Consider the following 22,408-nt stretch of genomic DNA (forward strand, 5'->3'; position numbering starts at 1 on the left):
GCGGAAGCCCGCGAGAATAACCAACGGCACGAGAATAACTTCTACCGTTGTGGGGCTGGTAAACGATATTGCATATCAATACCCCGTTTATGTTTTATTTGTTTGGTAAATACCTATATGTTTTGCATTAATCATCAATAGCTTAGGAGAAAGATATTTAAAAATTGTAACTTTGCGACAAGAGTAAAATCGTTTATGCCGTCAATCTTCGATCATATAGCAATAGAAAATACCTACGAGTTGTTCTTCCCCAAAAAAGAACAAGGGTTGGCTATTATATGGTTGTATGAGAGAGTGAAAAACGGATATTTTGACAAAGGAGTATTTAAAGAAAAAGATATTCGGAAAGCATTTGACGAAGCAAGTACTGTAAACAAGGAAAAAAGAGAACGGCAACAGTGGGAGTATTACAATTCTCAAATCATGGCTTTACAGGAATTTTTCCTGTTGTATGATGAAGAAAACCAGACTTACACATTTAAAGAATATGCCTCTTACCTATGCGACAAAGTATTTAAGATGCTTTCAGATAGGTTTAATCCTACTGTAATTGAAATTACTTGTACAGACCTGTATGAAAACCTAAAAGATATCACTGAAGAAAAAGACTTGATTATTTGGCTGGAAGCACATTTTGACAAAGCCAGGTCGCATCTCAAAGAGCAGATTGATTATCTAAATCAACAAATTGACAAATCGGTTGCAGAACTAAGCGAAAAAGCCAAACTGAACAATAATGATTCTTTGGTTGTCGCTCTACGAGATATTGAGAATAAACTGGATGAAATACGTAAGCAAAATGGGGAGTTACGTGGTGCATTTCGTGAAATAGACCGTATAAAATCAATCTTAATGGCACATCCGGCAAGAGAAAATGCCGAAATTGATGACAAAGTATCCGATGTAATCAATTACTTTGAGAGCGTCAGGACTTTGCTTAACATGGTTGATTCCCGCATTGATAAAATACAACCTAAAATACAACAGTTCTTTGGTTCGTTGAACCGCCATTTATTTGACACAAAAGTTGAAAAATTTCTAACCTATTTACTGGATAAAAGCCAGGTTGCTCTTGGAGAATTAATACTTCCTGTTGCGAACGAAAGTTTTGTTACCCGTTTTTTACCTTTGAATTTTACAATAGTTGAAAAACGAGATGAACTCTTTGCCGGAAAGCGGAACCAATCACCTTCATATATCAATGACCCGATAAAGGAAGCTGCTGCACATCAACAAAGCAACATGATTCTGATTAGGCAAAGTCATATTAACCAATGGCTGGAAAGGATAAAGCGAGAATCCCGGCATACCAAAGAATACCATCTGTCTGATGTTTTTTTCAAAATACTGGAATTTTATAATGAAGATTTGCAACTGGCTGTCAGTATTATATATCAGGCAATCGACTATTATGATAAACACGACAGATGGACGGTAGAGATTAATCCGGAAAAAATGATTCATGAAGAAAAATATAGATATGCGATATGGGATATTTGGATGAAACAGAAATAAAAAATCCATACGATTTTTTGAATTGCAAACAAGGAAAGGAACTTTTTGCTTCGCTTGATTTTGCATTAAAAGACGGAGTGCACATTCAGGAGTATGGGAAACAAAAAGAACTGTGCTCATACTTACGACGGTTTTATCTGACATTGGCGCAATATTACCGTGAATTTTGGGGACTTGAACTTGAACAAGGAGGCAATGATTCCGAAACATATTTTTACCTCAAATTTTGCCCTGATTTGAAGAATGGGATTCCGACAAGCCACAAGCATCTCATGTCAAAAGAAAATATCATTGTCGGCTTACTTCTATACAAGGTTTACTATAATGATTGCAATATTGAGCTTAACTCGTTGGGTAAGTTTCAACGGATAATAAAACTCGATTACCCCGATTTGAAGCCTGGCATAATAAAAACTTTGGCCAAAGCAAAGAAGGAAAAGGCAACACAATTTAATGACGAGAAAATTGATGCTTGTATCAAAAATGCCTTTGATGAATTTAGCAAAATAAAATGGATTGAAATGGATGGTGATAGTTTTGAAATATTGCCCTCATTTCACAGGCTAACACGCGAGTTTGCCCCATATATCAACAATATCGACGAAATATTAAAAGAAAGTCAGGATGAAAAATTACCCGCGAATTCATAGCTTATCCACTATAGGACTGATTCATCATCAGGAGAACGATTATGAATTTCATCCGACACGAACTGATTTCATGGGAGATAGTGCTTCGGGCAAAAGCATTATTGCCGATTTACTCCAATTAATATTTGTTGGCTCGACAGTTTTCAAATCGGCAACAGCCACGTTGAAAGAAAGACGCGACCCTGATGGATTGGTTTTAACTACCCCGGGAAAAGGAACAAATATAGCCTATGCATTCCTAAACATTGAAACAGCCAGTGAACAATTTGTTGTTATTGGAGTCTATTTTGAAAGTACCAGTAAACATACAAAGCCATTTATTATACAATCGAGTACGGAAATTGAAAACGAAAAATTGTTTCCGATGTACATTCCTCTGAAAGCATCTGACTTCAAAAATGGAAATACGATTTTTGATTTAGATGAATTAACGGAGGCAATGGAAGAAAAACAACTGGTATTCAAAAAATGGGAACGAATAAGTGCATATCATCGTATTTTATACAATAACAATATCCTTCCTTTGGATTTGTCCGCTAATGATAAGTCGTTGAGTGATTACGCAAAAATTATTCAGTCCTTTTCTCGCGGGAAAACCTTAAACACAAAAGAAAGCAACAGCCTTCTGGATTTTTTATTCGGACAGGAAAAAAGAAAAGAATTGCACAATAAATATGTTCAGATAGTCAAAGACCTTGAAAGTACTATCCTTTCTTATGGGCAAAATTTGGATGCCATTAACCTATTGACAAAAAAATATCAGCGGATATGTTCTTTAAAATCAATATTAGAAACCAAAAATAACAAAGAACAAGAATATCTTACATCAGAATTGTTATTCTATCGTGAAGAGTATAAACGTTTATCAGATAAAATATCAACAAATTCAGAAAAGACACTGATAGCCTCTTACTGCTTACAACAGTTGATAAATGCTGCAACGAAGGATATTATTCAAGTTCAAAAAACAAAGAAGAGTATTGATGAAGATGTACAAAGAACGTTAGATGTTCATTTTTCTGCTAAGCAGAGATATACGACATTGAATGATGCTCGAAAGTTGATTGATAATTTAAAAATTGATGAGAAAACGCTTGAAACAGCTTATCAGAACTATCAAAGATTGAAAGAGCGAAATTCCATTCTTCAAGAATTCATATCAAAACTATCAGATAAAAATGTGCAATCATTTTTTGAACAATCTGAATGGATAAAGGGATTGAAGACTGGTAATGAGTATTTTGTAAAGCGAATCAATGAGATAAAGTCAAGTTTGGAAAATCTTGAACTTTTGTCGGAATACGCCGACATCAATAACCCTGATTCATTGGTACGATGGGCTATTTCACTCAATCGCCCATTGACGAAAATAGAGGAAAGTTTGATGCTACACTTTCAAACATTGAAACGTAATCAGCCGGAAAATCCGATTAAACGAGAGCGCTACTTACCTTTACCTCCCGCATTATTTGACAAACCTAAAGTTGAAGAAAAAAAGGACGGATTCTGGATTGACTTGAATGGAATTTGGGAATATGTTGAATATGTTTTCGAACAGCGATTTAACACGATTGACCAAGATATAATAAATAAGTACTTCGAATCACAATCGCAAAATATTGAACAACAGAAGAAGCAACTACAAGATGAACTGAAGCATCTTAATTGCCTAAACGACATTTTTTTAGAACTAACCAATGCTGCCAATGCTATTGAGGTATATCAGAAGAAAGAAGAATTGGCAAATTACAAAGAAGTGAAGTTGCTGGATATAAGCGTGGAAAATTTTCAATCTTACTTGGATTGTTTGAAACGGAAAGAGGCCATTGAAAGGGAATACAAACAAGCCCAGCAAAAATATAAAGAGGCTGTTGATGCACAAAATGAAAGTAAGTCGATTCTCGAAAAGTTACCTGCAAAAATTAAGAAAGCCGAAGAATTATTAAGCAGCATCGAAAACGATGCTACGTTACTGTCAAATATTGCTCAACAGTTTGCAATCAATCAGTCGTATAGTTACGATTTGAATTTTTATTATGACAGTGATGATAAAGTCGATTCTTTCGCAACGGAATTTGACATTCAGAAAGAAAGTATTGATTTAATAGAATCTCTTAGGAATGATAAGTCAACGTTTGATACACTTACGTTTGAGTTGCGGAATAAAGAGGAAACTTACAAATCTCTTTATCGAAAATTGCCAGCCAATGAAGAAAATATGAACTCAATAACTCTGACACAAGTTCAGCGGGAAAAGGAAACATATATTAGAGCTAAGAGTAATTATGATGCTCAATTTGAGGGGATAGTTAATGATTTTATTGCAAGTGAATCGCATCGGTTCGAAGGTGAAAGCAAAGATTTTGCAGACTTGGTTGCCCATTTGCTCCCTAATATTTTTGGACACGAAAAGGTAATCGAAGAAGAAGTTATTAGTAAAATAGAAATGCACCTGAAACAAATTAACGATAAAAATAGAGATTTAAATTCTAAAAAAATACGGAAAATAGAAGACTTGCTGGATGATGTACACTCGGCTGTCAGCACACAAGAGGATATTGTACGTAGAATAAATCGTTTCTTTAGTGGAGGAGAAAAGCGAATCAGCGGAAATTACAAACTAAACTTGGTCAAGAGTTCAGTCAAAGAATTCCCTATTGATTGGTTATCTGCCTTTAAAAGAAAAGCAGGAGAACAACTTAATTTATTTGAAATCTCAATTGCCGATAAATTATCCTCAGTTGTATCAATTGACGAAAAAATTCTGGAAGCATTCAAAGAATTGGCTGACAATCGAAATAATGATATAACCATTGACGACTTGTTAGACCCCAATTCTTACATGGAACTGAGCCTTGAAATGCAAGATTCAAGCGGAAAATCAAATAAAGGAAGTACTGGACAAACTTATGCTGCTATTGCATCGTTGTGTATTGCACGATTATCCATCGTCGGCAGTAAAGATTATAACAAGGATACTGGTATCCGTTTTATGCCCATTGATGAAGCCGAAGGATTGGGAAGTAACTTTGACTTGTTATACGAAATTGCTCAAGAATACGATTATCAAATTGTAACATTTGCAATTAATCCACTGGGACGCTACGATGAGCAGTTTATCTATATTCTTCACAGGAATCCAGATGTTGATGTAAACATTAACTATACGCCAATGGCTATTCGTAGCAGAACAGACATTAAAGACAACCTAAAGGAAGTAATTGAGGTATGAAAAGCGATTTGACATGGCGGGTTTTGAAAGCCATGAATACATTATATATACAAAAGAAAATTCCTGCCGGAAATAAATCCGACAGTCAAATTAAGCATCTTCTTAGCCGGAAACTTATTGGATACCAACATGGCAACAGCAACTACTTTGTGGCTCTTGACGGGTATAAGGATTATTATGAGAAGAACCTTCTACAAGATTTCCAGCAATACGAAGACTTCCTTCTTTCGATTGACCCGGAGGCAGACGGACGAAAAACATGTACGGTAAGAGATATCCAAACCTTAATGCTTATTGCAGACCAGCGAGAAGAGGCGAGAAAATCATTAACTACTCGCCGTACGTTTTCCGGTGAAGTATTCAAATATGGAGGGTCTAAGTATTTAGAAAATCGTCCGGGATTGGACAAGATGGTTCTCAAAATACTGAATATTGAAAACTTTCCATCGGAAGACCCTAAAGTCCTTCAATGGAGATTTGTAGTTGATTGCCTATATCCCGAATTGGTTGTGCTTTGTGAGAATCTTGATTTTCTAAAAACTCCAAATGTTGCTCGTCAACACAACATAGAACTCTGGTATGTAGGAGGAAATAACACCTCGAATATTCATCATATCAGCCCTGAGAAACTCAACAAACCATTATATTATTCTTGCGATTGGGACTATGATGGTCTGAAGATTTATTGTCGGATAAAAGACATTCTAAAATCGAAAGGAAAAGATATAATTTTACTTTATCCTTCCAATTTTCAAAACAGATTACCAGTTGACTCCCCACATCATAACAGTAAATGGAGTCATTCAATTGCGTTTTCAGGGTTAGACCCAAGTTATTTCATGGCAAAGGAAATAGACTTGATTAACCAACTGATAAAAAAGAATCAGTGGATTGAAGAGGAGTCAAACAATTTGTTGGAGATGCTTTTTCTCAAATAGCTTTTAACAAGAAAGCAGGTTAACTCTCTTTTTATCTGTCTTTTTAAGAGGGTATTGCCTGAATACTTACAAATACATTACTTTGAAAATATTAAAAATATAGCATTATGACAGAAATCGATTGGGATGCAGAGAATATTCTGAAAATAAATAACGACATGGATTCGTTTAGCTCTAGTGTTATTGATGAATCTAAAATGGATTTTCTTCGAAACAAAATAGAGCCTTGGCTAACGGCTATTTTCCAAAGTGAACATTTCTCCTTGTTAACTGGTACTGGACTAACAGCTGCATTAGCATTCTTAGCCGAAGTACCATCTCAAGGCATGGGGCGAATTGATTTTGACTGTAATAAGGATAACATTAAAGAGTGGTCTGAGAAAAGCGCGGTCGAATTAGGACGAGGGAATGCTAATATAGAAGATGATTTCAGGTGTGCATTAGAATTATTGCATGGATTGAAAATCCTAAAACATGTCGATGCAGCTATTCTTGAAAAAGAGATTAATACGAAATTGAGCCTATTCATACGAAATGTGATAAAAACAGAGAGTGAATTTTTGAATAGTACTAAGTTTAATGAAGTATTAGGAATATTGAAATCATTCTTGATTAGTTTTTCGAGCAGAACTGCAACCAGAGAAAGAACGAATATTTTTACCACTAATTATGACCGTTTTATTGAGATTGGCCTTGATTCTGCCGGAATATTAACTATAGATAGATTCATTGGAAAAATAAAACCTATATTCCGGACAACAAAGTTAGAACTTGATTACCATTATAATCCACCCGGAATTAGAGGAGAGCCCAGATATGTGGAAGGAGTTATCAAGTTCACTAAATTACATGGCTCTATAGATTGGAAGTTTGAATCAAATACAATTTCCAAAATTCCTCTTGAATTTGGAGTAAAAGAGGACACTCCCTTAATACCAGAAAATCCCAAAGATTTTTCCGTAATTTATCCGAATTCATCGAAAGGTATAGATACTGCATATTTCCCCTATTCTGAATTGTTTAGAGATTTTTCTTCTGCCGTATGCAGGCCAAATTCGGTCATCGTTACATACGGATATGGATTTGGGGATTCGCATATAAACAGGGTTATAGGAGATATGTTAACCTTACCATCAACTCATTTAGTAATCATCTCATACGATACTGCTTCAGGGCGAATTAAAAAGTTTTATGACTCGGTAAATCCAGCACAAGTTACCTTAATTATTGGTAATCATATTGGAAGTATAGAACCTTTAGTGAAGAACTATTTACCCAAAGCTGCAATTGATAGAATACAAGAAAGATTTGTGAGGAATTTGGAGAAGAGAGGCATTACTAACCAAAAGAATCCGGCAGATTCTGGAGATTCCCAAGATAAATAATACCAATAGTTATGAGTACATTTTTTGACTTTGATGAAATACGAAATTTAACGATTGGCACTATAGAATCTGTATCTCCGTCTGAGATCAAGGTTTTACTTGAAACAAATGCACCCCAGAATGTTGCTATTAACACTGGAGTGCCTACTCATTTCCCAAAGATTAATGGGTATGTATTAATTCCAAATGAAACAGGGGCTATTGTTGCCGTAATTAATTGGATTGGCATTCAATATTCGAATTATCCAATTAGAAAGGGCTTTCGAGACTTTGAATTAATAGACCTTCCTTTTCCTCTACGGAAAATGACAGTAACGCCTTTGGGAATTCTAAAGAAAACTAAAGAAAATAATTTCGAGATAGAAAGAGGAGTATATAGTTTTCCTTCTGTTGGAGATAATGTTATTCTGCCAACAGATAGGCAATTAAACGCAATTGTCGAAAATCCAGATGGAAAAATAGAGATTGGTGTTTCTCCACTGGCCAGTAATGCTTCTATAAAAGTAAATCCAGACAAATTATTTGGACGCCATTTGGCAATACTCGGTAATACTGGGAGTGGAAAGTCATGTTCTGTTGCAGGTTTGATTAGATGGTCATTGATTGAGGCTGAAAAGAATAAAGTAGATAAGGATAAACCCTTAAATTCAAGATTTATAATATTAGACCCTAATGGGGAATACTTTAATGCCTTTGATGATTTAGGAGAAAAAAAAGTCAAACGCTTTGCTATTAAATTAGATGATTCTGAAGATGGATTTGACCAACTAAAATTACCCGCATGGATGTGGAATTCGCATGAATGGATTAGTTTCTCACAAGCTGCTCCAGGAGCTCAAAGGCCATTGCTATTACAAACATTGCTTGATTTGAAAAAAGGAAAGCAATTACAGAATTCAAATTTAGTAAAGGTACATTCTTTTCTAACAACAACAAGAAATAACTTAAATTCTTATCTTGGTAATATCCCTTTAAAAGGTTCAGAGTATGGTAGATTTATGGAGTTTTCCTCTGTATTAACCAACATTCGTACAGATATTGATTATGTAAAAAATGAGTATATTCCATCAGAGCCCAATGGCCTTATGCAAGCATATACTACATTTGGGACTGATTATAACAATTTATTAAACTCCCGTACGTGGAATTCAAATGGAAAATCCGGCTTTAATAATTTTTCATTTGAGGATGTTAGCAGTATAATAAATAAATTAGATAATGTCATATCATTAATTAGTTCAGAAGCAACGGATATATGTAAAATTAATCCAGATACTCCCATCTTTTTTGAGTTAAATGATTTGATACCCTATTTGGAACAATTGGCCGAAAATCAAGGGGGAAATATATTACAATTTGTCCAGATGCTTTCTTTAAGAATGAGATTTTTGTTTGCTGATGAAAGGCTTAATGGAGTTGTTCAGCCTACAGATGATATATCTCTTATGGAATGGTTAAATTTATATATCGGAGCTAATGATGCAGAAAATGGACAAATAACATTGATAGACTTATCCCTTATCCCTTCTGACATAATCCATATTGTAGTAGCAGTGTTATCTCGTCTAACTTTTGAGGCCGTACAACGTTACCGAAAAATTAATAAACAAGAACTTCCTACGACTATAGTTCTTGAAGAAGCTCATACTTTCTTACGAGATTTTGGCATAAATGGAAATATTTGTTTAGAGACATTTGAGAGAATCGCAAGAGAAGGTCGAAAATTTGGACTAAGTATGGTGCTGTCTTCTCAAAGGCCTTCTGAACTATCACAGACCGTCCTTTCCCAGTGTAATACATTTCTGCTCCATCGGATTGTAAATGACAGAGACCAAGAGTTAGTTAAGAAACTTGTTCCTGACAGTTTAAGTGGACTATTAAAAGAACTGCCAATATTGCCTTCCAGAAAAGCAATTCTTGTGGGATGGGCATTTCCTATTCCGGTATTGGTCGAAATGAATCATTTACCTAAAGAACACAGACCAAAATCAAATGACCCCGAATTCTGGGATATTTGGACTGGGAAAAAAGACAGAGTTATCGATTGGAATAAAATAGTAAACGACTGGCAAGGGAGTCAAAGTGCAGAGACGGAGGAGGAGGATTTACTGTAGTTTCACTACTGAGTTATTGGCATATCTTACTCTGTAACCGCTGTAATAGTTACGGCGGTTACAGAGTAAAAAGCGGCCTGTTTTCGTCTTGCCGACAGGACAAAAATCTCCCTAATCTATCCTGTATCTTGTTTTGTTTCCAAAATGCACTATATTTGCAGTATAATAGAAACAAAATAAAGAAATGACATTTCTGGAATTTAAGGAACAGCTATTCGATTTGGCATGCTTCAATATCTATCAGATATATACATGGCAACCCGATTTTGACAGGAATAACCTTACCCGTTGGGTAAAGAAGGGGTATCTTGTCCGATTACGACAAGGGTATTTTGCTTTTTCGGAGTATAAGAGCAAGCCCGATTATTTTCTTTATTTTGCCAATCGGATTTACCGCCCGTCCTATATCAGTTTGCACACGGCATTGTCGTTCTACGGGATGATACCAGAAGCGGTTGTACAGATTACCAGTGTGACAACCTTGAAAACAGCATCATTCGCCAATGACTTCGGCGAATACTCTTATAAGAATGTCAAGAAAAATCTACTATTCGGGTACGAATTGAAGCCAATGGCAGGCAATCGCACCATACAGTTTGCCACACCCGAAAAGGCATTACTTGATTTGCTGTATCTTTATCCGTTTTATAATAGCGAGCAGGAATTGGAAGAGTTGCGCTTGGACGAAGATTACCTGCACGATGATTTAAACAAGGATTTACTGATGGACTACTGCGGCAAATTTCAAAGCAAGGCGCTTGACCATCGGCTAAAGTTACTCTTAAAGACTTACGATTTATGATACAGATTGAACAGATAAGAAATTATTTTCCGGCTCAAATTCGTGGAAATTCGGGTTTCGATAAGTACATACTGAAAGAGTATTTGCAGTTAATGATTCTGGATTACCTTTCTTCTACTCCGAGCATCCAAAAGATGGCTTTTATCGGTGGAACAAACCTGCGTTTGGTTAAAGGAATAGATCGGTTCTCCGAAGACTTGGATTTCGATTGCAAAGACCTGTCGAAAGACGAGTTTATTGAAATGACAAACGGCATAATTCAGTTTTTGGAGCGTTCAGGGTTGCGGGTAGAAGCAAAGGATAAAGAAAATCCGAAGCTAACAGCATTTAGGCGGAATATACATTTCCCTGAACTGTTATTTGATTTGGGATTGAGCGGACATAAGGAAGAGCGTTTCTTGATAAAGATCGAAAGCCAAGACCAAGGAATCGTTTATCCTCCGATTATTACAAATATCAAGGGTTGCGGATTCTTTTTCCCCTTCCCCGTTCCTTCCGATGGCGTATTGTGCAGCATGAAAATTGCCGCTATGTTAGCTCGTGCCAAAGGACGTGACTTTTACGACCTGATGTTTTTATTAGCACAGTCCAAACCTGATTATGATTTCCTTTCAAAGCGTTGTGGAGTACATAACTTACAAGAGTTCAAACAAGCAACAGCAGAACTACTGAAAACGGTCGATTTGAAGAAGAAGCAAAAGGATTTTGAACACTTGCTTTTCAATAAAGCGAATAGTGAAAAGATTTTGAGGTTTGGAGAATTCGTAGATTCACTAACGGAGTAATATATAAACTTCAATATGAATGACTGATTTTTTGTTTCCAAAATGCACTGTTTTTACCGCACAATAGAAATAAAACGTATTGTTTGGTTTAAATTTTCGGATGAGCAATAGACCGTTTTAATATAATTTCGTACTTTTACAAAAGTAATCATACAAATAGTGAGCAGAACGATGAAAAATAATCGTGTGCTAAATCGTGTGGGATTCCAAATTTAGAAAATCATAAAATATTGGTTGTCAATGTAGTTAGAGTATTAGTTCTCTTCCTGGTGGCACCACAAATAACTAAAGAAAGCCTCTGTAAGACAAGAACTTACGGAGGCTTTTTCTTTTTAGTGACCGCGTTGGTGCCCACTCGGATATCTTCGATAATATCTCATATTATGTGCTGTAATATAGCTATTTACAATATTGAATATTCCAATCTTCTTTCTTTTCGAATAAGTTTAGCGGTTCGACTTTTGCTCGAAGTGCCCACAATTTTATCAGTTAGCCTGTGGGCTCTCTCGGAGCCCATGGTGCCCAACAGATGAAGAGCTAATGCTCTTTGGGTATTACTTCTTTTCCCCCTCCCTTACTCTCTTTTTTACAAATATCTATATGTCTTGGTATGTAATTTATTAATTTTGCAATTATTCTATAAACCAATGATAATGCAATTTGGAGATGCTTTTTATGATTTTTGCGAATTAATGAATATAGGTAAAGCTGTTTATAACCAAGATTCTGATAGGTTTGATTTCTTAGTTTCAGAAAAAGAATTTAAGTCATTATTGGAGCTTGGTAATATTTATGATGGGCGGAAAGGAGGGCTAGTATTAGGAAAACTCCATAAAGAAGGAGGCGTTCATTTTATACAATATTACGGAAATGGTATGTTTAAATATACAGCAGAAATGGAAGGATGGGAATACTTGACGGGACCAATTTTGAATACAGGGATAGGTGAAAAATTTGAAGGAATTAATTCTGATTGTTTACCTATTCTATGTAGAGAAGAAGATACTAGTTTCAAGATTCCCCAAAAGAGTAAAATAATTGATACATCAAATAGCAGGATTGGCATTTTATTACTTTCAGAGCATAAGCAGTTTATTGTTAACAGATTTTCGACAAGAAAACATATCAATAGAATAATAGAAATTGATGAGGAAAATGATTTGTATAATCTGTACAATAATGTATACTAGCTGTTTTTATTGTCTCTCTGTGAGTTTCGTATTATCTTTTCGTATGTAGTCCATCTTCTGGCAATACTTAACAATATATGTTATTATAATAATCTGGTTATCTATCTAACATGTACCCTTAATCGGTTTTTATCATTAGTTTTGCATATCATTAATTTTAAAAACATATATTATGGCTGTTTACGGAATAGGTGCAACATTTAAAAGGAAAGATTATTCTAAAGATTTTATGGAAAATGGTATCGCTTTTATAAGTTGGTCTGATTCGGTTGCATCAGAATTACACAAATTCTTTCAAAACATAAAAATCGGAGACATATTTTACATTAAATCATATAACCCCTCCAAGGGGTTAACCGTTAAAGCCGCTGGAATTGTTTCTGACAATGATGTTGTTAAGGTTTTCGATGCAGAATCCAGAAAAATTATCACAGATGCCACAGATATAGATAAGGTAAAAGAAGAAAATAAAAGAATGTGTTTATCTGTTAAATGGATATGGCAGGGAGATAATAAAACATTTATTCATTATGATCCCAATATGGACAAATATAATGTTCGTAATGTTGCTATATATGAAGAGTTCAACGAAGAAGTGTTAGAGGACGTTATAGATAAAATTGCAATGAATATTTACAAAGACCCTAAAAAGAAGTAATATATTTCTTTCTTCTTTTCATATTTGTTTAGCTTATTTTAAACAACATCAGTAGTATTAATGTATTTTTATGGATGAAAAATTAGCGAAAATAATAGACGCCAATATAGATAATATCCCTGATTGGATAGAAACTATAAATACTTACAATTCTAGGTTTGAAAAAGAGGAACTTTCTGAGGATAATAGAGTTGACTTAACATATAAAATTGCAGATGTTTTATCGGAAATATCCGACTTGCATTTTAAATATGGCAATTTTAAAGACAAATTTGACAAAACAAAAATGCATTTAAATGTTTATGGGCTTAATTTGATCATAAAATCAGAAAAATTAGATTGTACCTTTTATTGGGGAATAGACAGTTATGAAGGTTTATATATAGATACTTATATGAAAGAAGCAAATAATCTTCGATATATGACTGATGACTTTTATAAAGACCTCATGTCTTTATCTGATTTGGGAGATTTTACTATTGGAGAAAATTTGGGTTCTTCTAAAGAGATGGAAAAGAAATACAATGGACTCTTCAATAATCAGAAAAGTAAAATTTTTAATTTACTTCGAGAGTATATTATAGGAATTGTTGAGAACGAGAAATATATAGACTTAGGGAGCTTTCGAATTAAGTGGAATTACGAGACAGATTTTAACGAATTAGTACAGAATAGTTGTTTGGCATTTAAGATTTTATATAAAATGAATTATTCATTATGGAAAATATCAGATTTGCATAGAAAAAAGAAATAGTAGTAGTTGATTTGAAATTAAAACACTTAGACACTTAAAGGTTATTTTTCACATACAAATCGGGCACCCTTTTGGGCTCCCGATTTTCTTGTTTTTATAAGGTTTATTTTCGACATAAAATTTCGATAGCCAGTTAAGGGTCATATCGGAATATAACCACTCATTGAACTCTCTCCGAAACAATCCGCCATCATACCAATAATCTACTTACTATCCATAGAGACAAATTTAAGTAAAACTCCATTTTACTCTAAAAAACTATACTTGCAGTCCCTCTTTTGCAGCAAAATACAGTTAAAGTAAGTTAAAGATTTCATAGTTAAATACTGTTAAATTCTCTAGATGCCGAAAATCGGGAGCTGGAAAATGAAACCTTTTCTGAAAAGTCAATACCTCAATTTTCGCTAATTATTTTCTTTATAGATTCGCAAACGAATTCAAAATTCTAGCTGCAGCAGAAAGGGATGGAAAATCCAGTGAGCGTTGCCCCCTCGTGCCAGTCTAAATTGACCCCATGTACCAAAATATGTTTGACCCTTTTCGCCAAAATAAAAATGTCCCCTGTCGGAATATAAACCAACAGGGGATTTTTATGTAATTTAGATTTACCCTCCTGGTCGATGGGTTAAAACTAAAATTACTATGACAACAAAATTAGCAAACATTCTTCATTGCTATGCAATGGGGATGGGTATAAAAGGTATCAGCGCGACCTTTGAGCTATCCCGTAACACAGTGCGCAAGTATGTGCGTTTGTTTCAAGAGAGTGGTATGCCAATGGAGCAGCTTCAGTCCATGCCGGCGAAGCGCCTTGAGGAGATGTTTGGAAGCAGCGGTGAGAGGGAACGTACCCCTTCAGTGCGTCAGTTGGAACTGGAGGCGCTCTTACCTGAGTATGCCGCAAGACTTACACGCAAAGGAGTGACAGTAAAATCTTTGTATGAAGAGTACCGGCGAGAGCATCCGGGTGGATTCCGTCATGCAAGTTTCGGCGCGTACATACAACGTTATCGGCTTGTATCACGTCCGGTGGGTCACGTTGAGCATTACGCCGCAGACCAGCTGTATATTGATTTTGCGGGCGACCGTCTAGAGGTTGTTGATGAGCAAACAGGCGAAGTCAGATCCGTTGAAGTTTTTGTAGCCATCCTTCCTTGTAGCCACTATACCTACTGTGAGGCAGTCTGGTCGCAGAAGAAAGAAGACCTTATAAAAGCATGTGAGAATGCACTACACTTCTATGAGGGTGTGCCCTTTGCAATCGTCCCTGACAATTTGAAGTCGGCGGTAACTCGGAGCAATCGCAATGAGCCGGTTATTAACGAAGACTTTGCCGCTTTTGCCGAGCATTATGGTTGTAGTGTATATCCGGCACGTGTCAGGCACCCAAAAGACAAAGCCCTTGTAGAGAACGCTGTAAAACTGATGTACAAGTCTGTTTATACCGATCTCGAAGGTCTGATGTTCCATGATTTGGAATCACTCAATGCCTGCATTATCCAATCTCTAAGTCGTTTCAACGAGAGAAAACTTACCGGACGCAATCAGTCTCGCAGGCAGTTGTTTGAAGAGGTAGAAAAAGACTATCTACGAACTTTACCCTCTGTGCGGTATCAGATGAAGGAACGCAAATCTGTGACCGTGATGCGTAATAGCTATGTAACTCTCAAGAAGCATCATTACAGCGTGCCAAAGGAATATGTAGGCAAGCGTGTCGATATTGTTTACGATGCTGATACTCTCGATATCTTCTATGGCCTGCGGCTGGTAACAACCCACCAGCGTGATGACACTCCCTATGGCTACACTCGGAAGGAGGCACACAATCTTCCCGGTAGGCATGGTAGCTACGAAAAGGATCTGGACGAGGTTTTTGAACGAGCTACTCAGATAGATAATATCGTCTTGCTTTATCTCAAGGATGTAGCATCGCAGAAGAAATATATGCCTCAGGCCTTCCGCTCATGCAGAGGTATCCTAGCCTTGGAAAAGACCTTCGGACAGGACAGGCTTGTGGCGGCATGCGCCTGTGCTTCATTGATGCGCGTTTACGGATATCAAGATGTTATCGGTATCCTGAACCGGGGCGATGATGCAGACTTTCTGCCACAGGCTGATCAGGACTCGGACACCAACTTATCACTTCCGCACCACAAGAACATCCGTGGACGTGAATACTTCTCAAAATCAACAACAAAAACTAACAACAACAATGGAAACAAATAATAAAACCGCACCCGTTACTCAGGAGAAAGACCAAAATATCATTTCTCTGGATCTGATGAACCGTATGAAGCTGCATGGTATGGCTGCCGCCTTTAAGGAAAGCCTGCAGTCCACCGTTGCCGAGTCTATGACTGCTGACGGCTTCCTCTCATTACTATTGGCTCGTGAATGGGACTATCGTTCGGATGCCTCCATACAACGCCTGATTCGAGGGGCCGGCTTTCGATACAAGGCTTATCTTGAGAATATAGACTATACCATCAATCGAAGTCTCGACCGCAACCATATAGAACGGCTCTCGTCGCTTGACTTTATCCGTCAAGGAAAGAATCTGTTCATTACCGGTTCATCCGGAACCGGCAAAAGTTATATTGCAACAGCCATTGGGTATCAGGCGTGTAAGAACGGAATACGAACTAACTATGCCAATGCATCCAAACTTATGGGAGCGCTAAAAGTTGCAAAGACAAAGGGGATCTTCGAGGCCGAACTCAAGAAAATAGAACGATGTCAGTTACTTATACTTGATGATCTCTTTCTTGTTCCTCTTGACGCTAAAGAACGTTCAATATTGCTTGACATCATCGAAGATCGTCATGAGCGCAAATCTATCATTGTGACCTCACAATTACCGGTTGCCAACTGGTATGATGCAATAGGAGAACCAACAGTCGCTGATGCCATTCTTGACCGCATCGTCCACTCGGCGCATCAGATAGAACTTACCGGTGAGAGTGTGAGAAAAATGAAGGTAGACAAAAACAAGTAAATCTAAAATAAAAATGACCCCGTCGACCAGGATAATTTAGGGGTAATCATAAAGTTTTTTCAGGGGTCAATTTAGATTTGGCACGAGGGGGCAACGCTCACTGGATTTTCCACTTCTCTTGTGCGTAGCCTTGGGGCAATATTAGAAAAGCTTACCCGATACGACATAGAGAACGAGCAACCAATTTTAGCCTCTATCGTTGTTCTTAAAGAAACAGGCTTACCCAGCGAGGGCTTCTTCGAGTTATGCGATACGCTGGATATTGATGCTTATTTGAGTGATTTGCAGAAGGAGTGTTTTGAGTCGTGGAATGAACATTTAAGCTCATAAAAAGGTTTAAATCATGTACTAATATTAAATTAAAAGAGTATTTTTATCAAGAATAAATTCATTTATCTATAATATAAAGTTAAAGCAAATATAAAACTTTTATAATTATATAAGAGTATGTTATATTTTATTAGATAGCTTCTTTATAAAACAAAAAGATTAACTTTGTAGTAGAAATGGCACAGTTTGATTACATAAAAGATATAGCAAAATATGGTCTTGAAAATGATCAGGAACGCTTGTTGTCTGTTTTAAACGAATTAATAGAGCATTCGAAGAAAACTAAAAAGCTGAATTTTGCCATTCAACTTCAATCAATATTAAAAGATGCTTTACGAACTCAAAAAACGAATGGATTAAGTAGAGTTGGTTCTGAATCGTATCTGAATAGAATCGAAGATAAAGAAATTTCTGAACTTATTTTAGAAAAAATCACATCCGATTACACTTTAGATAATATTATTGCTAATGAAAAAATACATAATGAACTAAAGTTTTTTATTGAAGAGCATCAAAAGATTGAAGTCTTGCAACAGTTTGGGTTACCTGTTTCTAATAAATTACTGCTATATGGTCCTTCTGGTTGCGGTAAGACTTTAGCTTCTTATGTTATTGCTGGAGAATTAAGCAAGATGATGGTTGTTATTAATTTGGGTGCAATTGTTTCTTCTAAATTGGGCGAAACCAGCAAAAATTTGTCTAAAATATTCAAGAAAGCCGCCATTGAAGATTGTATTATTTTCTTGGATGAATTTGACAGTTTAGGCAAAATCCGAGACTACAGCCAAGACCATGGGGAAATGAAACGGGTAGTTAATACAATTTTACAATTATTTGATTATCTTCCTCAAAGCAGCATTGTTATTGCAGCAACTAATCAAAAAGATATGTTAGATGATGCTTTATTAAGGAGATTTGATAATATTATAGCTTTTCAATTGCCAAATGAAACTGAAATAAAGAAACTAATTAGCTTAGTTTTGCAAAATGGTAATTTTAAGTTTGATAATAAAGCTGCTGCAAATAGAATTATTAAACAAAGTATGGGTTTATCGTATTATAGTATTCAAAAAACACTGATAACAGCAATTAAGCGTACTTTGTTTGCCATTAAAGAACCACAGAAAATGCTATCTACAAAAATAGATACGTCAATTTGGAAAGAACTTGTAGAAACAGAAAAGCAATCATTAAACATTTAACGCATCTGCTTCTAATCCTGCATCTAAATCTATACCTTGGATAGCTTCGAGATTATTCACAAGTTGAATTTCATCATACAATTTTCCAGTGTTACTTTTTACTGTTTCTTCAATAGTTAATACAATTGAAAAAGGAAATTCTGTCGGATAGTTTTCTGGTAATCCTCCAACAATTTGTTCAGATAATTTAGTATGAATAGCTAATTTGAAAGAGTTTTTCTCATTAATCAAATCACTAACATTAACGTTGAAAGAGATTTTTTGAGTGTTAGAATATGGTAAGGGCTTTGAAACGTATCTACCATTTTCTGACCAAGATAAAGTTGATTTTAACTTTGATTTTAATTCTTCATCAGGTTTCATTATATCCTCTGCGGATTGATTTTTAAAAATGCAAAAGGCTATATGAATTGGATTGTATGATAATTGATTATTTTTAATTGGTTTAAACTTAAAACATAAAGTTGCTGAAATCTTTAAGATTCCATTTTTCTTTCCGAGGTCATCTTGAACTAAGTAATTTGGGAAATTGATAGGATAAATTCTAATTTTCCCATCCTGAATAGTATCCTCTAATATAAGTGTAGCGGAGTTATCAGTCGAATATAGGCTTTTAAAATCATTAACGAGCCCATTTCCTGCTACTCGGTTTTTCAATTTGGCAAGGGTTGTCGGAAATGGTATTAGTTCTAATGAAGCCCCGTTAATAATCAGAGCTTTTATACTCTCATTAGATAAAGTAGGATAATTTTTTATGATTTTTGCGGCAAGATTTGCCACTAATGGAGTTGAAAAACTTGTGCCAACTTCTTCCATAATACCTATTTCTGGGCGAGCTGAGAGCAGTGTTAATGCAGGTTCATCCATCCAGTCTAATGTATTGGCATTATAAAATCCCATGTCTCCGCCACTATTAATTACATCAGGCTTAAAATAATTTTTATTTGTTTTTTTTGCATTATAAATTGTAGACAAATCAACATGCCCCTTTCTTGTATATAGTGTTGGAAATTCACGCCCATTAGCAATTCCCCTAAAAGCACCATTTTTCAAATTGTCAGCAGCAGCCCCAATAATAATATTATTTTGGCTATCTGCTGGTGTAGAGAGATTAGTATGTTCATGGTTGAAATAAGATAGGTCATAATTAGTATTTTCATTAATACAATTATCATTATTTCCTGTGCAAATAAAGATTAAACTATCTGTTTCATAGGCAAAAGAATCCAAAGAGAAAGTATAATCAGAAAAGGATTCATTTGTGTTCATATGATTGCCATAGCATGTAGTTAGCGTAAATAATCTTATATGAGGATATTTAGCTTTAACATCATATAACATTTTCAACAAATTTATTTCGGAAATATAGCCGCACCCATTATCACTAATTTTTATTGAGAGTAATTTTGCATCTGCCACAACTTCACCCTCAAAATTATTTCTATGATTATCTTTTCCTAAAGCGACTAATCCTGCAACAGCAGTTCCGTGTCCTAATCTATTTCTTCCTGCTTGATCAATTAAAGGATTCCCTGCTAATGTAAATGTTGTATCATTGATGATTAGAGGAGCCAAAGCTGTTTGTTGGCTAATTCCGGTATCAATAATTCCAACAATGGGTAATTCTTCTTCTGCATTTTCAATAACAAAGCCAAACTCACGCTGAACTGTATTAAATTGAGTTGGTCTTATCGTTGTAAATGCTGAACAAGTTACACTTTCAATTATATCAAAATTCTGAATGATTTTCTGAATTTGCTCTACAGAGGGATTATGTAATTCAATTCGATCACTTTCAGTATCATATTTATATTCAATGTTATTAGTTTCTACATATGTAATTAAAGATTGGACTATTTGTTGTTTTACCTCTTCATCTAATGGTAAATTTATTAGAGATAGATATATAATGCTTCCAATATTCTCTATTTGAAACTTTAAAATGTCGTTGGTTCTTAGTAATTTAAAGCTCCTAATATATATAACATAATTAGAATATGTTGATTCTTGATTCTCTTTTAATCCAAATTCAATAAAGTTATTGACATTAGTTAAAAAAACTTCAAATTTATCCCGATCAGCTACAGCAAAAAGCCCTTTTTGAGCAAAATCATAGAAAGCAACCGCCTCTAATCCAAAATCACTATAATAATCTTGAAAATATTTGCTTATCACAAATTGGTCTTGAAAAGTAATTTGTATATAGTCTATATCATATGGGATTTCTATTGTACGATCCTTTATTCTATATTTTTCCTCTAAATCTGTATTCAAATTAGCTAAATCTGCTTTAAAAGAATTCGCTAATCTATAATAATTCTTTGGAGTATTATCTTCTTCATTAGGTCCGAAGCCATAATTGTACTTGAAATCTTTTATTTCTGATAACTGCTTTTCGCTCAAAAATTTCAAATGAGATTTATTTGCCATAATCTTTTCATTATATTCTTATTTGTCTGTTGATCAAACAAGAAGCATCTTTGGATATAAATTTTAACAAAAGTACAAAAAGTATTTAAGTTAAAAGCATTATTCTATGATTACTAATAACTTCTGTGTGTAAAACATAGTTTCTAATATTTCTTTTCAAAAAGCTCGGTGCTCAATCCAGTGCCCAATTTTGCAACTCTTGGTGATTGCTTGTGATTCTTATAGCACTTACATAGTGATTTTAGGCTGTTGAAAGTTGAGTCAGTAAGAGTCAATACAAGTCAGTTCGATTCCTGTTTCCTTCTCTGGTGGCACCACGAAGAAAAATTTGTAAAACGTTGTAATTGAATAAATTACGGCGTTTTTTCTTTTTAGTTGGGTAAACATAGGTTAAACATTTAGATTGTTTGTAATTAAATATCTTATTATTAGATGCTTGTGCATTAAAATATAAGATATTTTTAGTAACTTCAAGTAATAATTCAGTAAATAACCACTAAATTAGGACTATGGAGATAGTTAATTACAAAGATGTATCACATTAAAAAAACAGTATTTTTGATTGTATAGATGTTACAGAGAACACACGAAAAGAGTATCTGACCCGAATTAAACACTTCATTCATTTTGCAAAATTACACGGAATTAATTCCAATACTTATTTAGAGTATAAACGCTATTTAAGTTCTATCGACACGCTAAGTGTTTCCACAAAGAATAAGTATTTGATTTCCGCAAAGATTTTTATTGACGGTCTGAATAACTTACAGCAATTCCCATTTCAGATTAATACGAAAGTAAGAGGATTTAAACAAAGTAAGCTGCATAAGAAAGACGGTCTTTGTGATGAGGATATTTCTAAGATTGTAGATTATTGCTCATTATTAGAATCGACAATTCAGAATCTGCGTTTGAAATCCATTTTATCACTGCTTATTTTTCAAGGTTTACGCCAAGTAGAAATAACAAGACTGAATGTTATGGATATTAACCTGAAAGATAAAGTTGCTTATATCATCGGAAAAGGACAGGACGATAAAGAGCTTATACACTTGCACCCATCAACAATTAAAGTATTAAAAGAATATTTACATACGAACAGAATAAGAGAGGGTGCGCTATTCCGAAGCGGAAGCAATTTCTCTTCGGGAAGTAGACTAACAACTAAATCCATACGGGAGATAATAAATAAAGTCTTAAATGAATTAAATATTGACGGAGGCACCCACGGCTTCCGTCATTTTTTTATAACCAAATTAATAAAATCATATAAGGGCGAATTATTGACTGTTTCCAAATATAGTCGTCATAGAAGTATTCAAATGTTAGAAGTTTACAATGACGAGATAATAAGGGAGCAGGATTTACCGCGTTTTTATGACGTATTTAGTGATATTACACTATGAGTGATACAAAGATATACGAAAG

General features: G+C 35.0%; 16 protein-coding genes. 15 read left to right on the forward strand and 1 reads right to left on the reverse strand.

Translation table 11 applies throughout. From position 1 onward, the window contains the following. The first annotated feature begins 195 nt into the window (after positions 1-195). From ACYQ3L_RS03315 to ACYQ3L_RS03380, 14 genes are all read left to right on the forward strand, one after another. A complete protein-coding gene (locus ACYQ3L_RS03315; RefSeq protein WP_379998993.1) occupies positions 196-1,515 on the forward strand; it encodes a hypothetical protein in 1,320 nt (439 codons plus the stop codon). Next, positions 1,488-2,165, forward strand: coding sequence for a condensin complex protein MksE (locus tag ACYQ3L_RS03320; RefSeq protein ID WP_379998991.1), 678 nt, complete (start codon positions 1,488-1,490; stop codon positions 2,163-2,165). Before ACYQ3L_RS03315 ends, ACYQ3L_RS03320 begins: the two co-directional genes overlap by 28 nt. Next, entirely contained in the window at positions 2,140-5,397 is a 3,258-nt protein-coding gene (locus ACYQ3L_RS03325; protein ID WP_379998989.1) for a hypothetical protein, read from the forward strand. Before ACYQ3L_RS03320 ends, ACYQ3L_RS03325 begins: the two co-directional genes overlap by 26 nt. Next, positions 5,394-6,335 carry a hypothetical protein gene (locus ACYQ3L_RS03330; protein WP_379998987.1) on the forward strand — a complete coding sequence of 314 codons (942 nt, stop codon included), beginning with the start codon at positions 5,394-5,396 and terminating at the stop codon, positions 6,333-6,335. Before ACYQ3L_RS03325 ends, ACYQ3L_RS03330 begins: the two co-directional genes overlap by 4 nt. Before the next feature lie 107 nt (positions 6,336-6,442). Next, positions 6,443-7,720: an SIR2 family protein gene (locus tag ACYQ3L_RS03335; RefSeq protein ID WP_379998985.1), complete on the forward strand. Its 1,278-nt coding sequence runs from the start codon at positions 6,443-6,445 to the stop codon at positions 7,718-7,720. An 11-nt stretch (positions 7,721-7,731) separates the two neighbouring features. Continuing rightward, complete coding sequence (locus ACYQ3L_RS03340; RefSeq protein WP_379998983.1) at positions 7,732-9,834, forward strand: ATP-binding protein; 2,103 nt, start codon at positions 7,732-7,734, stop codon at positions 9,832-9,834. A 184-nt stretch (positions 9,835-10,018) separates the two neighbouring features. Further along, complete coding sequence (locus ACYQ3L_RS03345; RefSeq protein WP_379998981.1) at positions 10,019-10,636, forward strand: type IV toxin-antitoxin system AbiEi family antitoxin domain-containing protein; 618 nt, start codon at positions 10,019-10,021, stop codon at positions 10,634-10,636. Continuing rightward, positions 10,633-11,421 carry a nucleotidyl transferase AbiEii/AbiGii toxin family protein gene (locus ACYQ3L_RS03350; protein WP_379998979.1) on the forward strand — a complete coding sequence of 263 codons (789 nt, stop codon included), beginning with the start codon at positions 10,633-10,635 and terminating at the stop codon, positions 11,419-11,421. The genes ACYQ3L_RS03345 and ACYQ3L_RS03350 overlap by 4 nt, the downstream gene beginning before the upstream one ends. Positions 11,422-12,074: 653 nt before the next feature. Continuing rightward, positions 12,075-12,611 (forward strand): hypothetical protein, encoded by a 537-nt coding sequence (locus ACYQ3L_RS03355; RefSeq protein WP_379998977.1) that lies wholly within the window; start codon positions 12,075-12,077, stop codon positions 12,609-12,611. A gap of 172 nt (positions 12,612-12,783) precedes the next feature. Then, complete coding sequence (locus ACYQ3L_RS03360) at positions 12,784-13,269, forward strand: hypothetical protein (RefSeq protein ID WP_379998975.1); 486 nt, start codon at positions 12,784-12,786, stop codon at positions 13,267-13,269. 70 nt (positions 13,270-13,339) lie between these two features. Next, positions 13,340-14,023 (forward strand): hypothetical protein, encoded by a 684-nt coding sequence (locus ACYQ3L_RS03365; RefSeq protein WP_379998973.1) that lies wholly within the window; start codon positions 13,340-13,342, stop codon positions 14,021-14,023. Positions 14,024-14,665: 642 nt separating this feature from the next. Then, a complete protein-coding gene (gene istA, locus ACYQ3L_RS03370; protein WP_380002093.1) occupies positions 14,666-16,249 on the forward strand; it encodes an IS21 family transposase in 1,584 nt (527 codons plus the stop codon). Next, a complete protein-coding gene (gene istB / locus ACYQ3L_RS03375; protein ID WP_459952321.1) occupies positions 16,236-17,018 on the forward strand; it encodes an IS21-like element helper ATPase IstB in 783 nt (260 codons plus the stop codon). Before istA ends, istB begins: the two co-directional genes overlap by 14 nt. A gap of 506 nt (positions 17,019-17,524) precedes the next feature. Beyond that, the gene (locus tag ACYQ3L_RS03380) at positions 17,525-18,550 is read left to right on the forward strand and encodes an AAA family ATPase (RefSeq protein ID WP_380000266.1); all 1,026 of its coding nucleotides are present in this window, start codon (positions 17,525-17,527) and stop codon (positions 18,548-18,550) included. On the opposite strand, the gene ACYQ3L_RS03385 is transcribed toward ACYQ3L_RS03380, so the two are convergent. Continuing rightward, positions 18,539-20,980, reverse strand: a complete 2,442-nt coding sequence (locus tag ACYQ3L_RS03385; protein WP_380000264.1) for a S8 family serine peptidase — start codon at positions 20,978-20,980, stop codon at positions 18,539-18,541. The genes ACYQ3L_RS03380 and ACYQ3L_RS03385 overlap by 12 nt on opposite strands. A 725-nt stretch (positions 20,981-21,705) precedes the next feature. Between ACYQ3L_RS03385 and ACYQ3L_RS03390 the strand changes: the two genes are divergently transcribed. Beyond that, positions 21,706-22,386, forward strand: a complete 681-nt coding sequence (locus ACYQ3L_RS03390; RefSeq protein WP_380000262.1) for a tyrosine-type recombinase/integrase — start codon at positions 21,706-21,708, stop codon at positions 22,384-22,386. The last annotated feature ends 22 nt before the right edge of the window (positions 22,387-22,408 follow it).

The organism is Dysgonomonas termitidis (genome assembly GCF_054657735.1).

Excerpts from the sequence above, each read along its gene's own strand:
- ACYQ3L_RS03380 (WP_380000266.1), top strand. The coding sequence starts at position 17,525 with ATGGCACAGTTTGATTACATAAAAGATATAGCAAAATATGGTCTTGAA.
- ACYQ3L_RS03315 (WP_379998993.1), top strand. The coding sequence starts at position 196 with ATGCCGTCAATCTTCGATCATATAGCAATAGAAAATACCTACGAGTTG.
- ACYQ3L_RS03350 (WP_379998979.1), top strand. The coding sequence starts at position 10,633 with ATGATACAGATTGAACAGATAAGAAATTATTTTCCGGCTCAAATTCGT.
- istA (WP_380002093.1), top strand. The coding sequence starts at position 14,666 with ATGACAACAAAATTAGCAAACATTCTTCATTGCTATGCAATGGGGATG.
- ACYQ3L_RS03330 (WP_379998987.1), top strand. The coding sequence starts at position 5,394 with ATGAAAAGCGATTTGACATGGCGGGTTTTGAAAGCCATGAATACATTA.
- istB (WP_459952321.1), top strand. The coding sequence starts at position 16,236 with ATGGAAACAAATAATAAAACCGCACCCGTTACTCAGGAGAAAGACCAA.
- ACYQ3L_RS03360 (WP_379998975.1), top strand. The coding sequence starts at position 12,784 with ATGGCTGTTTACGGAATAGGTGCAACATTTAAAAGGAAAGATTATTCT.
- ACYQ3L_RS03335 (WP_379998985.1), top strand. The coding sequence starts at position 6,443 with ATGACAGAAATCGATTGGGATGCAGAGAATATTCTGAAAATAAATAAC.
- ACYQ3L_RS03355 (WP_379998977.1), top strand. The coding sequence starts at position 12,075 with ATGCAATTTGGAGATGCTTTTTATGATTTTTGCGAATTAATGAATATA.
- ACYQ3L_RS03365 (WP_379998973.1), top strand. The coding sequence starts at position 13,340 with ATGGATGAAAAATTAGCGAAAATAATAGACGCCAATATAGATAATATC.
- ACYQ3L_RS03385 (WP_380000264.1), bottom strand. The coding sequence starts at position 20,980 with ATGGCAAATAAATCTCATTTGAAATTTTTGAGCGAAAAGCAGTTATCA.
- ACYQ3L_RS03325 (WP_379998989.1), top strand. The coding sequence starts at position 2,140 with ATGAAAAATTACCCGCGAATTCATAGCTTATCCACTATAGGACTGATT.
- ACYQ3L_RS03340 (WP_379998983.1), top strand. The coding sequence starts at position 7,732 with ATGAGTACATTTTTTGACTTTGATGAAATACGAAATTTAACGATTGGC.
- ACYQ3L_RS03345 (WP_379998981.1), top strand. The coding sequence starts at position 10,019 with ATGACATTTCTGGAATTTAAGGAACAGCTATTCGATTTGGCATGCTTC.
- ACYQ3L_RS03320 (WP_379998991.1), top strand. The coding sequence starts at position 1,488 with ATGGGATATTTGGATGAAACAGAAATAAAAAATCCATACGATTTTTTG.